We start from the raw sequence: 13719 nt of genomic DNA, 5'->3' as shown, positions 1-13719 counted from the left end.
GCACCTCAACGCTCTAACCGTTTTATTACACGTTCCATCTGCATGAAGCGCGAACCCTTTACCAGCATAGTGACACCGATATCCAACGACTTCTCGGCTGCTGCCAACAGTGCCTCGATACTGGTAAAATGCTGGGCACCTTTACCGAAACCCTTTGCGGCATGTTCGCTCAAATCCCCTAATGTAAACAACTTTTCTATTCCCACATGACTTGCTTCCACACCTATTTGATGGTGAAACTCGGCGGCATCGGGACCCAATTCACCCATATCACCTAACACCAGTATCCTTTTCCCTGGGGTATCTGCCAATACGGCAAGTGCAGCCCTCATCGATTCGGGGTTGGCATTATAGGTGTCATCGATCAAGATTGCATTGTGTAAACCCCGTTTTTTTTGCATACGGCCCTGCACACCAGCAAATGCTGTCAATCCTGCCACAATCGTATGCTGATCAATGCCGACGGCGAATGCCGCTGCCGCTGCGGCAAGCGCATTGCAAATATTATGCCGACCAGGAACTTGTAAATGAAACGTCACGCTATCACCCGGGAAATTCATCTGCCATGCGGTCTTGCCATCCCCAGACCAAGGCTGGGCGGTGATTTGTGCGGGTTGATCTATGCCGAAGTCGATAACGCGTCTTTTTCCAGCAAGCTTCCGCCATAAAAAAGCATAGCGATCATCTGCATTGATGATGGCTATGCCGTCGTTAGTCAAACCATTAAAAATTTCGCCTTTGGCCTGAGCAACCGCTTCAACCGATCCTAACCCCTCGATATGAGCCGCACCTGCATTTGTAATCACTGCGACGGTGGGTTTGGCTAGTTGTGTCAAATAAGCGATCTCCCCCAGATGATTCATACCCATTTCGATTACGGCATATCTATGGTAGTCACGCAACCTCAGTAACATCAGAGGTACGCCGATATCATTATTAAGGTTACCCAGGGTGGCCAGTACACTGCCGGAAGCAGAATTTTTTTCCTTAATCTTTTTTTTGACTGCCTCGCTGAAAATCGAGGCAATCATTTCCTTGACGGTCGTTTTACCGTTGCTCCCGGTAACGGCTACAAGCGGCAAAGAAAAGCGTGTTCGCCAGAAAGATGAGAGTTGACCCAAGCCCAATCGGGTATCTTGCACACTCAACCAACCAAATTCTGGCAAAGACAGCGTGCGATCGGTCTTTTTATCGACCATAGCAGCCACTGCGCCCTGGTCTCGCGCACTGATAATAAATTGATGACCATCGAAGCGCTCACCGGATAGTGCCACAAAGAGATCACCGGGCTGAACGGTTCGACTATCCGTACTCACACTCGTGAATACAACATTGTCACCATACCAATCAGCTTGCAGCGCCTGTGCTGCCTCTTGCACGGTCAACATAACAACGCCTGTGACTTCAGATTGGCCAAATCACGGAGTACCTGACGTGCGACTTCTCGATCATCAAAGGGTATTTTTTTTCCTTTGATCTCTTGGTAAGCCTCGGATCCCTTGCCGGCGATCAACACCACATCACCTTTACGAGCACTGTGTATGGCCTGGTAGATGGCAGAAGCACGATCATCCTCTATGGCATAATTACGACGGTTACGCGGTATACCCAAAATAATCTCATCAATAATGACGTGTGATTCTTCGCTGCGTGGATTATCGCTGGTAATAATGACTTCATCGGCCAATCTGGTCGTGATCTCACCCGCAAGCCGACGTTTCCCCCGATCACGATCGCCCCCACAACCAAACACACAAATCAATCTGGGTTTCTGCAAGTTCGATTCGTTTTTTGTGCGATGGGTAGCAATCATCTCTCGTAACCCAATCAGCACCTTTTCAAGGGCATCCGGCGTATGCGCATAATCAACGATAACAACGGGCTGATCACCTCCACCCAATCTTTCCAACCGGCCAGCGACGGGTCTCACTTGCGATAACGCAGCGATTGCATCCTGAAAATCGATCCCACTTGCTAGCAAGGCGGACAACACCGCTAACAAATTCGATGCATTGAATGCGCTCATCAAGCCAGCGCTGACACGCCCATGCCGCCCATCCCATTCAACATCAAATGTTAACCCATCAATATGCACTGCCAGATTTTTTCCGCGCAGCAACTGAACATTCTTGGCATAGCTGCCAATTTTATCCGGCAATCTGAATCCATAGCCGATAATCTGCAGATCCTCCTTACAAGCAAGCTGATGTAGCAACTCCATTCCCAATACGTCATCCAGATTCAACACTGCGCATTGAAGGTCAGACCAGAAGAATAATTTTGCTTTGGCAGCAGCGTAAGCATCCATGCTGCCATGATAATCTAGGTGGTCGCGTGACAGATTGGTTAAAACCGCCACGGCGAATTTGGCACCGTTAACGCGCCCCTGTGCCAGACCATGCGAAGAAACTTCCATTGCCACGCAAGCCGCATTGGCGGAAAGCAAGTTTGCGATCTCTTCTTGGAGCAAAACAGCGTCGGGTGTTGTATTTCCCGAAGGTTTGAGCGCATCCAGAAATCCATTCCCAAGCGTGCCTATCACCGCCGTTTTCTTTCCGAGATGGGTCATGGTTTGAGCATACCAATGACTACATGATGTTTTACCGTTGGTACCCGTAATACCAACCAGCCACAATTTCTGCGAAGGATGCCCATATACGTGACTGGCAATCACACCTGCCTTTGTTTGTAACCCCTTAACTGCACAATTAGGTATTTTCCAACCCGCGTCCCAGGCAAATTGATGCTTTTCCCATATCACTGCATTGACACCCGCTGCAATGGCTTGCGGAATATCTTTTCGTGCATCGTAATTCTCGCCGGCATAAGCGAGAAAGGTATCGCCTGCCCTCAGTTTACGGCTATCGGTCACGAGGTGTTTGACAGGCACACCTAATTTTTCGAGCAGCTGGGTTACGAAATGTTCACCCGATTTTGGCGTTGCGCTTGCCATTATCCTTCATTCCCAAAGGTCGCAGGCAATGGCGAGGTAACGATATTGCCCAGTGCGTCGTGAGGTACGTTCAAATGTCTCAGCGCGCCCGACATAACCTGACTAAATAGCGGAGCTGCCACGGCTCCTCCAAAATATTGTCCTGCAGAAGGCTCATCAATCATGACCGCCACCACTAAACGAGGATTCGATACCGGTGCAAAACCCACAAAAGTTGAGATATAGCGATTTTTTGAATAACCTCTCATTCCTTCCAACGGTTTATGCGCAGTTCCTGTCTTGCCAGCAACCCGATAGCCACTCACTCTCGCTTGCATACCGGTGCCTCCTGGCTGCACTGCCATTTCTAACATTCTACTCATTGCCTGAGCTGTTTCTCGGGAAATGACTTGCTGTCCGGCAGGCACAACATCTTGCTTTAAAAGGGAGGCGGGTCTTAGCTGCCCATCTGCCGCAAAAATGGTATAGGCACGCGCCAATTGCATTAAATTGACTGAAATACCATGCCCATAAGACATCGTTGCTTGCTCTATTGGCCGCCACCGATGATAGGGACGCAAAACGCCCGTCGATTCACCAGGAAAACTGAGACCTGTTGGCATTCCAAAACCGGAGCGACTCAACATTTCCCAAAAAGTTTGGGGAGGAAGTAATAAAGCAATTTTTGCAGCACCTACATTGCTGGACTCCTGAATGACTTGCGATGCAGTTATCGTTCCTTTATTACGCACATCACGGATCGTTCTGTTGCCTATCTTGAGCAGGCCGGGAGAGGTATGAAACAAGGTATCTGCATTAATTTTACCCACCTCCATTGCGACCGCAACTGCAAACGGCTTCAATGTCGAGCCTGGCTCAAAAACGTCTACCAGCGCCCGATTACGGGTCTTCCCAGGGCGTATACTCGATCGTTGATTGGGGTTGTAGGCAGGGTAGTTAGCCAGTCCCAACACTTCTCCTGTTTGCGTATCCAGCACGACCACGCTGCCCGCCTTTGCTTGGTTGATTTTCACCGCGCGTTTCAATTCTCGATGGGCAAGATATTGAATCTTGCTATCGATTGACAGCGCCAAATTTTGACCAGGCCTAGGAGAACGAATTTTCTCCACGCTCTCAATGACTCGTCCTATGCGATCTTTGATCACACGGCGGCTCCCGTGTTCACCCGTGAGCACGTCCTCCCAGCCCAGTTCCACGCCCTCTTGACCTTTTCCATCTATGTCCGTAAAACCAAGAATATGGGCCGCCACTTCGCCTGTGGGGTAATAACGGTAAAACTCCCTTTTAAGATAAACACCTGCAATATTGAGACTTGCTATACCTGCAGCTATCTCTGGCGGCAATTGTCTTCGCAAATAAACAAATCGTTTTCTTTGATCCAATAACCGTTTGCGAACGACTTCCTCATCCATTTCGATTAGACGAGCCAACGCCTGTATTTGCTCCGGTGTAACGCTGACTTTTTGTGGATCGGCCCAGACAGATTTTACAGGGGCACTGATTGCCAAGACTTCACCATGCCGGTCTGTAATTTTCCCTCGCTGCGCGTTCAATTCGATGACACGGCTATAGCGAGATTGACCTTGTTGTTGCAAAAAATCCTTGTTAAAACCCTGCAAATAAATTGCCCGCACTGCCAAAACAATCATCCCAAGCAATAAAAGCATGACCAGCAGACGTGAACGCCAAGCGGGTAAAATCGATAAGGATGATGAATCACGCCACATGCTCAACGGGACTCCGAAGGATAATCCGAATCTGCGGAAGAAGCAGGCAAGATAATATGAATACTTTGCGGAGAAGGGACGACCATGTTGAGTTGCTCTCTCGCGATTTTCTCGACATGCCCATGCATTGCCCAAGTTCTCTGCTCTAGCAACAACTGATTCCACTCTATACCCAGCTGGTCCGTCAGCTCTTGCTCCTTTTCAAGCGCCATAAATAATTTTCGTGCTTCGTGCTGTGAAGTCACGATACCCAATCCACAAACAACAAGAATCATAATCAGAAAAATATTCAGCTTAACCATACCTTTACCCATTAATCATGATTCTTTCAGCGACACGCATGACTGCGCTTCTCGCTCGTGGGTTCTCCGCTATCTCCCGCGCGCTCGGGCGCAGCGCCTTTCCTACGATTTGCAGTCGCTGAGAACTCAACGCTCTCACTTCCTTATCCCGCAAAGGAAGCTTGTGTGGCAAATTATCCTGACTCGCCTCTTTGCGCAGAAAACGTTTTACGATGCGGTCTTCCAATGAGTGAAAGCTGATCACGACCAACCGCCCCCCCGGATTCAATAAATCTACGCATTGCGGCAGTGTCAACGATAGCTCTTCGAGCTCTTTATTGAGATAAATCCGTATCGCTTGGAAAGTACGCGTCGCCGGATGCTGCTTACTCCCCCGCTGATACCCACACGCGCGCACGACCGCTGCCACGATCTCGGCAAGCTGAATCGTGGTAGAAATGCGCTGCCGTGTTCTTGCCACAACAATTGCTCTTGCAACCTGCTTAGCATACCGTTCTTCGCCATAGCTCCTAATCACCTCTTCCAATTGTGATTCTGTTACAGTATTAATCCATTCCGCCGCTGTTTCTCCATGACTCGTATCCATGCGCATGTCTAGCGGGCCCTCTAAGCGAAAGCTAAAACCACGTACCTCTTCATCCAGCTGAAACGACGATACCCCTAGATCCAACAGCACGCCATCGAGTCGATCAATCTTCAGCACTTGTAATTCTTCGCGTATTTTGGCGTAACTGCTATGCCTCATACTGAACCGTTCATCTTCGATTTGTCTTGCAATTGTCACTGCCGACAAATCTTTATCAAATGCAATCAAACGGCCTTTTTTACCCAGCCGGGACAAAATGAGCCGACTATGCCCTCCCCCTCCAAACGTGCCATCGACATACACTCCATCTTCTTTTATGTGAAGCGCATCCACCGCCTCATTGAGCAAAACCGGCAAATGCACAGCTATAGCGCGCCATTACAACGAGAAACCATCAAGCTCAGAAGGGATATCGTCATCTTTGAAATCGAGCGCAGCTTCAATCACCTGATTCCATTTATCAGCATCCCATAACTCAAATTTTTCACCCTGTCCTACTAGCACGATATCCTTGGTCAACTCCGCAAACTGCCGCAAGGGTGACGCGACCAGTATTCGCCCCACGCTATCCATTTCAACATCACATGCGTTACCCACAATTAGGCGTTGCAGGCTACGGATTTGCGGTTTAAAACTAGAAAGACTGTTTAATTTCTTTTCGATGGGCTCCCAAGCAGGTTGGGGATAAATCAACAGGCATCTGGAGCGGTCAACTGTAATTACCAAATTACCGTTGCAACTTGAAAGTAACTCGTCACGATACTTCGCGGGTACCGCAAATCTGCCTTTGCTATCCAAGCATAATTGTGTAACACCACGAAACATGTCATCCCTTTATCTTTGCCGGGTTCTTTATTTACCCCAAAGGCTCACCACACCTTCCCACTTTCCTACCCTTTCCCCCACTTTTTGCCACTCTAATCAAAAAAATGAGCTCAGTCAAGTAAAAAACTTTACATTTTTACTTTAGCGACAAAGACTTAAGTAGAAAGAAATAAACCCTTATAAATAAACAAGATAAACTCAAGGTTGACAAAATATCGCCAAATAATATCAGCAGCACATCATGTAAAATGCGCCATTTACGAGTAAATGCTTTTTCAGATCAGCAACCCATAGGAATAGTGCTATATGGTTTTACAGACACAGCAGACCTTGCCCACATTTTGGGCGCAGGCGACACATGAGTTAGCAAAACGCGACCTGGTCATGCAACGGCTCATCACACAATTCAGCGACTCAGCACCCCAATCTCGCGGCAATGCTTTCGTCACATTGGCTCGAGCCATAATTGGCCAGCAAATATCGGTAAAAGCCGCTGCCAGCACATGGCAAAAGCTCTCCATGGCTTTGATGGAAGTCACCCCTGCGCATCTGATCAATACCAATACTGAAACGCTGCGGTCATGCGGTTTATCTAGTAGAAAAATAAGCTACCTACAGGATTTATCTAGGCATTTCCTAGACGAGGGATACAATGAAGCAATTTGGCAAAAAATGAGTGACGAAGCGCTGATTTCGCACCTCGTACAGATAAGAGGCATTGGTCGCTGGACAGCTGAAATGTTTTTGATTTTCTATATGCAGCGGCCGGATGTTTTACCAGTCGATGACATAGGGTTACAGCGAGCTGTCAGCATCCATTACAATCGTGAACAACCGATAGAAAAAAGTATGCTGCAAAGCATTGCAATCAATTGGCGTCCTTGGCGAACGGTGGCAACTTGGTATTTGTGGCGTAGTCTTGATCCCATTCCTGTCGATTATTAGTCTTGCCTCACCAGCCATTACCATGGTGCACGCAGGCACGACTGACTTACTGCAATCTAATCCTTGGATCAACCAGCGTATACGATATATCCGTAAAAATCAGGCCGATGATATACAACAGCGATCCAAGAAACACCATTGCCCGCACAACAGCGAAATCCTGTGAATTGATCGCTTCGATCGTATAGCTACCGAGTCCCGGTATACCAAAGAATGATTCAACGATCAAACTGCCAAGAAATAAAAGCGGAATGACGACGACCGCACCCGTCAAAATAGGAATTAAAGCGTTCTTCAACACATGCCTGAACAACACGATACTCTCCGGCAAACCTTTTGCACGCGCAGTACGAACATACTCTTTATTCATTTCTTCAAGAAAAATTGTGCGATACCAACGCACATTCGCTCCCGCGCTACTCACAACACCGATGATAATAGGCAAGATCAAAAATTTACCTGCATCCAAGCCACTGCCATAGCCAGAAATCGGCACTAAATGCCATAATTTACTCACCAGAAACTGTCCGCCAATAATATAAAAAAGACTTGAGATCGACATGAGCGCCACGCATAACACCACACCCCAAAAATCGATGTAAGTCATGCGAAAAAATACGATCACTAGCGCAAATGTAATATAAACGAGCAAACCCAGCAGAAAAACCGGCAGCGCGATCGCCAAACTAGGCATCATCCGTGATTTGATTTCATAGGCAATATCGCGACCATCATCAGCATGGCCAAAATCAAAAACGAACATGGCAACCGATTTCTCAAAGAAAATCGTATCGGTCAATTTGCTTAGCCCCGCCAACTCCGGGTTATATAACAAAGGTTTGTCGTAACCTCGTTCCTGTTTCCATTTCACAATGGCTTCATCGGTCACATGCTTGACGCCCAAATGCATCCTCGCCATATCATCGGGCGTATTCACCACGAAAAAGAGTGTGAAAGTAATGAGATTCACGCCTATTAGAATAGGAATCGCATAGAGTACTCGTCTAATAATATAGTTAAGCATGCTGACTCAAAAAAGGTTTTATTTAGTTAGGCAGACAGTTTCCTGAGCTCGATTTTTCTTTCTCGGCGGCGATAAGCAATAAATCCCGGGATCAGACTCATCACCAGTACAGCCACTCCCGTACCAATTGGCCATATCACCGGCTGATTCCATTCACGCCGTTTCTGCTCACGCAAAACGGGATCGATGCGCAAATACTTCATATTGTTATATGACTGTTTGTTGGGTTTAACATTCTGGAACCAGGCATGATACAGCGCATAATCCATTGGATGAAAACCCCACAACCAGGGCGCATCTTCTCGCAGAATAGCCACCATACGATCGATGATTTGCTCTCGTTCTTGACTATCCTCCATTTTTTCCATTTGTTCAAACAGCCGGTTATATTCGGGATTGTCGTAATTGGCAGCATTGTTTCCACTATGATTGCCCATTTTTCGCTGAGGACCATACAGCAGAAACAAGAAGTTTTCAGGATCGGGATAATCTGCATTCCAGCCCCACTCGAAAATCTGCGCATTACCCTTACGAATTTTATCCTGAAAACGATTGTAATCAGTGCTCCGTACTACCAACTGAATATCGATCTTTCTGAACTGTTTTCGCATCCAGTCAAGCATCGACTTATCATCCACACTACGTGCCGTGACGTCAAAATACAGCACAAGCGGCGTTCCGGTTTTTCTATCGATACCATTCGGATAGCCAGCTTCCGCCAACAATGCTTTAGCCTCCTCTATAGGTCTGCGTTGCGCTTTTCCATCCTGCCAACGATACACAAGGGGGTTGATACCCTCTTTTCCTTCCCGATACCCCGTAATGCCGGGCGGAATAGGCCCTTGCGCCGGAATACCCCGACCATTGGCAAAAATTGAAACATACTCTTCGTAATCCACTGCAATCGAAATCGCTTGCCTCAGCTTACGCGCCGAAGCCTTTTCTTGCTCGGTGCGCCCCCCCACAACCGGATCAAGCATATTGAAGCCCATGTAATAAGTGGAAGGTGCTACTGCAGTTTCCAAGCGAATGCCTTGCGCCTTCATTGCCTCTGTCACCGTTGCTTCACCTTGTCCGGTCAATTGTACTGCCTGATCAAAGCTATCCGAGCTGATTCCAGAAGCATCGTAGTATCCCTGCAAGAACTTATTCCATCGGGGTATACTCTCGCGCTCACGACTGAACACTACCTTGTCGATGAATGGGATGGGCCTGCCCGCATCTTTCAACAAGCCACTTTCCACGTCATCGGGCATTCCTTCAGTTGGGTAGTATTCTCCTGTGAAATGAGGATTTCTTTCTAGAATCATGACACGATTAGGATCATTCTCGGTTAGCATATAAGGCCCTGTTCCAACAGGATACCAGTCTAGCGTGATATTTTTTTCAGCCATCCCGGCCTGCGAATAGAAACGATCGGCTTCCCACGGTATGGGCGCAAAAAAAGGCATTGCCAGCCAATAAATGAACTGGGGGTATTTGCCTCTTATTTTGATGCGATAAGTATGCGTATCCACCACTTCCACCCCTTCCAAGGGAAATTTGCGCAAATCGAGATAACCCTCTCTTGGCAAAGCTTCCACTTCTTTCCTGAGCACCTCGGCATATTCCTTAAGCCCTATGATGTATTCAGCCATTAAGCCGAAGATCGGAGAATGCAGCCGCGGATGCGCCAGACGCTTGATCTGATAAATATAGTCTTCGGCCAACAATTCCCGTGTTCCCTGCTCAGAAAAATCGGCAAGCTTGAAAATGTCTTGCAACTCTTTTTGCGTCAGGTTGTGGTAAAGAAAAGCATCTAGTTCATCTCTGGCAAATGCGGGATGGGGTTGATAATAAATCCCACGCTTCAATGAAATTTCGTAAATGGAGTAGGCAATAGCCGCAGGATCACTTTCAGTTGGCAACCTATTTCCCGCTTCGTCGTAATAATGCACCATGGGCATGATGTCCACCGTCTGCGGAATCAAAGTAAAGGGCCGTTTCAAGTAATGGTACTGCAAAGGCGGCTGATATATCTGAGCAGTAAACAATATTTCATTAGAACTATAAGATTGAACGGGATCGAGATGCTTAGGGCGTTCGGCAAAAGCGTTATAAAGTATATTTTTACCCGCATCTTCACTTGGATAGGGGTTGTTCCACAACGCATCACTGCAACCCGTTAACGTCAAGATCAAGATGAATACAACCAATGGATTCATTTTAAGAAATCCTTAAAAAAAGAGACAAGATGTCCATCATTAGAGAAAGCCGTAAAAATTACGCCTGCAATTGCAAAGAGGGGTGAAAGCACACTCGTCGACTGTTGATACAAGGCGCAACGAGACCAAGCAGCAGAATTATCCAACGGGCGATAAAGTCATCAATACACCTTTCGACACGCAAGCGCACTATCCACACCTACCATTTAAATTTTTCTTTGCTAAGAGTGAGATTAATCTCTCCTTGCCCACCATTCGCAAAGCAGTCAGGTCTGACTTACGCCTTAGTCGCAATCCTTGAGCTATAATAATGTAAATTTTACAAAAAGAAGGACATCACATGGGATTTCTAAACAACAAACGTATTCTCATAACCGGCATGCTCAGCAATCGCTCGATCGCTTATGGCATAGCCAAGAGTATGAAACGCGAAGGGGCTCAATTGGCTTTTACTTTCCAAGGAGAAGATGTCAAAGAACGCGTAGCGAAGCTGGCGAATGATTTCGACAGTCACTTGCTATTCCCTTGCGATGTGAGAAACGATATTGAAATCACCCAATGTTTTGAGAATTTGGCAAAAGAGTGGGACGGCCTTGATGGCATCGTACATTCAATCGCGTTTGCACCCCGCGAATCGCTGACAGGCGATTATCTGGAAAACGTTAATCGTGAAGCTTTTCATATCGCCCATGATGTCAGTTCATATAGCTTCACCGCATTGGCTAAAGCAGGGTTACCCCTGATGCAAGGTAGAAATGCCGCTCTACTCACACTAAGCTATTTAGGCGCTGTTCGTGTAATGCCAAACTATAATGTCATGGGCCTGGCCAAAGCCAGCCTAGAAGCAAACGTGCGTTTCATGGCATCCAGCTTAGGTAAAAAAGGTATACGCGTGAATGCCATTTCGGCTGGCCCCATAAAAACACTGGCAGCAGCAGGTATCGGGAATTTTGGAAAACTACTCGGTTACGCCGAGAAAGTTGCTCCTTTACGGAGAAACGTCACAACCGAAGAAGTCGGTAATGTTGCAGCTTTTCTTTGCAGCGACTTAGCAAGCGGAATTACAGGAGAAATTACCTATGTCGATGCGGGCTTCAATACCGTTGCTTTCGATTTAGATGGATAATGCCCTGCATACTTGCACACTCACGCTCAAAGCAGCTCCTTGCTCATCTCGACAATTACCGCCTATCAGTAGCTCTCTTCGCGTATCTTCACATCATACCGCTGCCGGAGCCCCGTCTGATAGGATGTGATTTCTTCTTGAACAAGCATTTGCTTTAATTGACCACTAAATGCCTGATACCGAGCTTGATCGGATAAATCTGGCTCAGTAGTACGATTTATACGAATCAAATTAAAGCTACCATCTGATCCTGCAACACCGGTATAAGCCGGCAATTTGTCTACTTCCGCCCGGAAGATAGCACGCAACGCATCTACATCCATACCTTGCGATTGCATGTAAGAAACCTCTTTAGCCTCTCCCCAGTCAAGAGCAACTTCTTCCCCTGCCTGTAACATAGCAAGCTTTTCCTTACCTTCTTTCTCCGCCATCTCGGTGGCAAGCTGCTGTTTAACGCGGGCTACGACTTGGTCTCTAACGACATCCAACGATTGAATTGCAGAGGGTTTATGCTCCAATACCCTGGCAGAAACAAACGTATCTGGCATAACCTCTATCGCTTCGGTGTTACGTTTATCGATGATGGCATCATCCGAGAAAACAGCTTGCAGCAAATTCCGATTAGCGATAACAGCAGGTTCTTTCGTATTTTTATCGACCCATTCGCTTCGTTTGATCGACAATCCAAACTGTTCTGCAGCAAGTTGCAAAGTATCGCTTTGCTCGTAAACTGTGTTGCTAAAATCTTCGGCAATCTCACCAAAACGACTTGCAGCTTTCTGTCGTTTTAGCTCGCGCTCAATATCAGCGCTGACTTCTTCCAGTGGAATAACATCGGCAGGTTTTATAGCAGCAAGTTTGATAATATGAAAACCAAAAGCAGTTTGGATAGGCCCACGAATTTCATCGGGTGCCATTTCAAAAAGCGTATCCTCAAACTCCTTAACCAAAATACCACGTCTTAAAAAGCCCAGATCGCCTCCTAATTTTGCCGAACCAGGATCCTCAGAATATTCGCTCGCCAGCTCTGCAAACTTCTCCGGTTCATCTTCTAGCTGAGATAATAATTCCTCTGCTTTAGCGCGTGCCTCTGCTTTCTCCTCATCAGACGCGGTTTCGGATACCGCTATCAAAATATGACTTGCCTGACGTTCTTCTTCCTGGCCAAATTCGCTCTGGTGCGTTTCATAATAATTCTGAATTTCATCGGTCGTTACATCTTCTTGCTGCGCTAGTTCATCTAAGGACAGCACCAAGTATTCAATCCTGACACGCTCAGGCAATAGAAATTCGGACTGATGATTATCGTAATACGATTGTATTGAAGCTTCGTCCGGAGTAACTTGAGAAATAAATTGCTCAGGTTCGATTTTAACCTGGTTTATCTCGCGCTTTACTTCGCTTAGGTAAGCTACGTTTTTGGCTACCTTCTCCGAAACCACCGCACTTTTTGCAATCGCTTCGAGTAATTGCTGCTGCATAATCTCAGCACTTACACGCGATTCGAACATCGCTGGTGTCATTTCCTGACGGCGCAACAATTCCTCATAACGTTGGTAGGAGAATTGCTGATCATCCTGAAAAGCTGAAATACTTTGGATCTCGCGTGCCAATTGTGAATCCAATACGGTCAATCCAACATTAACCGCCTCGCGCAATAATAACTTTCGTTGAATTAAATTCTCCAAAACTGCCAACCGCATCTCTGGGTTATCAAACATCGCACTATCGAAGTTTTCCCCGAGCATAGTGCGCATATTCTCATGTTGATTCCTGAGCGCTTGTTCGAATTCTCTTCGCTGTATCTCTTCACCTTCGACAACCGCGACATAGCTCGCTTGTCCCTCGGTGCGATAAGATTGCACACCCCAAAACATAAACGGCAAAACCGCTATCAATAAAATAATCTGAACAATCGTCTTTTTTCGATGTACAAAATCAAACACAGCGTAGATCCAGTGAAATAAGAGTGGGTGAAGGCAAGACTGACTATAGAGACTATATATTTTTACCCAATCAAACAGAAT

11 protein-coding genes are annotated in these 13719 nt (G+C 46.8%); 2 read left to right on the top strand and 9 right to left on the bottom strand.

Features of this window, described 5'->3' with window-relative positions; translation table 11 throughout:
• Positions 1 to 5 precede the first annotated feature (5 nt).
• From C8R30_RS08200 to mraZ, 6 genes are read right to left on the bottom strand one after another with little or no spacing between them, the layout of a single operon-like run.
• Positions 6 to 1388, bottom strand: coding sequence for a UDP-N-acetylmuramoyl-tripeptide--D-alanyl-D-alanine ligase (locus tag C8R30_RS08200; protein WP_107789928.1), 1383 nt, complete (start codon positions 1386 to 1388; stop codon positions 6 to 8).
• Positions 1382 to 2953 carry a UDP-N-acetylmuramoyl-L-alanyl-D-glutamate--2,6-diaminopimelate ligase gene (locus C8R30_RS08195; RefSeq protein ID WP_107789927.1) on the bottom strand — a complete coding sequence of 524 codons (1572 nt, stop codon included), beginning with the start codon at positions 2951 to 2953 and terminating at the stop codon, positions 1382 to 1384. Before C8R30_RS08195 ends, C8R30_RS08200 begins: the two co-directional genes overlap by 7 nt.
• The gene (locus tag C8R30_RS08190) at positions 2953 to 4680 is read right to left on the bottom strand and encodes a peptidoglycan D,D-transpeptidase FtsI family protein (protein ID WP_107789926.1); all 1728 of its coding nucleotides are present in this window, start codon (positions 4678 to 4680) and stop codon (positions 2953 to 2955) included. Before C8R30_RS08190 ends, C8R30_RS08195 begins: the two co-directional genes overlap by 1 nt.
• A gap of 2 nt (positions 4681 to 4682) precedes the next feature.
• Positions 4683 to 4982 carry a cell division protein FtsL gene (ftsL, locus tag C8R30_RS08185; protein WP_090667489.1) on the bottom strand — a complete coding sequence of 100 codons (300 nt, stop codon included), beginning with the start codon at positions 4980 to 4982 and terminating at the stop codon, positions 4683 to 4685.
• Positions 4983 to 4986: 4 nt separating this feature from the next.
• Entirely contained in the window at positions 4987 to 5931 is a 945-nt protein-coding gene (gene rsmH / locus C8R30_RS08180; protein WP_107783999.1) for a 16S rRNA (cytosine(1402)-N(4))-methyltransferase RsmH, read from the bottom strand.
• A gap of 15 nt (positions 5932 to 5946) precedes the next feature.
• On the bottom strand, positions 5947 to 6393 hold the full coding sequence (gene mraZ / locus C8R30_RS08175) for a division/cell wall cluster transcriptional repressor MraZ (RefSeq protein ID WP_090667258.1): 447 nt from the start codon (positions 6391 to 6393) through the stop codon (positions 5947 to 5949).
• A gap of 306 nt (positions 6394 to 6699) precedes the next feature.
• Between mraZ and C8R30_RS08170 the strand changes: the two genes are divergently transcribed.
• On the top strand, positions 6700 to 7338 hold the full coding sequence (locus C8R30_RS08170) for a DNA-3-methyladenine glycosylase family protein (protein WP_107789925.1): 639 nt from the start codon (positions 6700 to 6702) through the stop codon (positions 7336 to 7338).
• Positions 7339 to 7384: 46 nt separating this feature from the next.
• Here the strand turns inward: C8R30_RS08170 and C8R30_RS08165 are convergent, their stop codons facing one another.
• Together C8R30_RS08165 and C8R30_RS08160 are read right to left on the bottom strand one after the other, a co-directional pair.
• Positions 7385 to 8362, bottom strand: coding sequence for an ABC transporter permease (locus C8R30_RS08165; protein WP_107784001.1), 978 nt, complete (start codon positions 8360 to 8362; stop codon positions 7385 to 7387).
• Between the two features lie 26 nt (positions 8363 to 8388).
• Positions 8389 to 10566, bottom strand: coding sequence for an ABC transporter substrate-binding protein (locus tag C8R30_RS08160; RefSeq protein ID WP_090667251.1), 2178 nt, complete (start codon positions 10564 to 10566; stop codon positions 8389 to 8391).
• Between the two features lie 340 nt (positions 10567 to 10906).
• Here C8R30_RS08160 and C8R30_RS08155 point away from each other — a divergent pair, with 340 nt between their 5' ends.
• Positions 10907 to 11692, top strand: coding sequence for an enoyl-ACP reductase FabI (locus C8R30_RS08155; protein ID WP_107784002.1), 786 nt, complete (start codon positions 10907 to 10909; stop codon positions 11690 to 11692).
• Between the two features lie 65 nt (positions 11693 to 11757).
• On the opposite strand, the gene C8R30_RS08150 is transcribed toward C8R30_RS08155, so the two are convergent.
• The gene (locus C8R30_RS08150; protein WP_090667246.1) at positions 11758 to 13638 is read right to left on the bottom strand and encodes a SurA N-terminal domain-containing protein; all 1881 of its coding nucleotides are present in this window, start codon (positions 13636 to 13638) and stop codon (positions 11758 to 11760) included.
• Between the last annotated feature and the right edge of the window lie 81 nt (positions 13639 to 13719).

It is taken from the genome of Nitrosomonas nitrosa (assembly GCF_003051105.1).
Classification (GTDB): Bacteria; Pseudomonadota; Gammaproteobacteria; order Burkholderiales; family Nitrosomonadaceae; genus Nitrosomonas; species Nitrosomonas nitrosa.
The sequence above is the reverse complement of the archived record's forward strand: the minus strand, read 5'-3'. Positions and strand labels throughout refer to the sequence as shown.

Bases quoted from the DNA above. Each gene is read 5' to 3' on its own strand.
- C8R30_RS08200 (WP_107789928.1), bottom strand. From the start codon at position 1,388: ATGTTGACCGTGCAAGAGGCAGCACAGGCGCTGCAAGCTGATTGGTAT.
- C8R30_RS08195 (WP_107789927.1), bottom strand. From the start codon at position 2,953: ATGGCAAGCGCAACGCCAAAATCGGGTGAACATTTCGTAACCCAGCTG.
- C8R30_RS08190 (WP_107789926.1), bottom strand. From the start codon at position 4,680: ATGTGGCGTGATTCATCATCCTTATCGATTTTACCCGCTTGGCGTTCA.
- ftsL (WP_090667489.1), bottom strand. From the start codon at position 4,982: ATGGTTAAGCTGAATATTTTTCTGATTATGATTCTTGTTGTTTGTGGA.
- mraZ (WP_090667258.1), bottom strand. From the start codon at position 6,393: ATGTTTCGTGGTGTTACACAATTATGCTTGGATAGCAAAGGCAGATTT.
- C8R30_RS08170 (WP_107789925.1), top strand. From the start codon at position 6,700: ATGGTTTTACAGACACAGCAGACCTTGCCCACATTTTGGGCGCAGGCG.
- C8R30_RS08165 (WP_107784001.1), bottom strand. From the start codon at position 8,362: ATGCTTAACTATATTATTAGACGAGTACTCTATGCGATTCCTATTCTA.
- C8R30_RS08160 (WP_090667251.1), bottom strand. From the start codon at position 10,566: ATGAATCCATTGGTTGTATTCATCTTGATCTTGACGTTAACGGGTTGC.
- C8R30_RS08155 (WP_107784002.1), top strand. From the start codon at position 10,907: ATGGGATTTCTAAACAACAAACGTATTCTCATAACCGGCATGCTCAGC.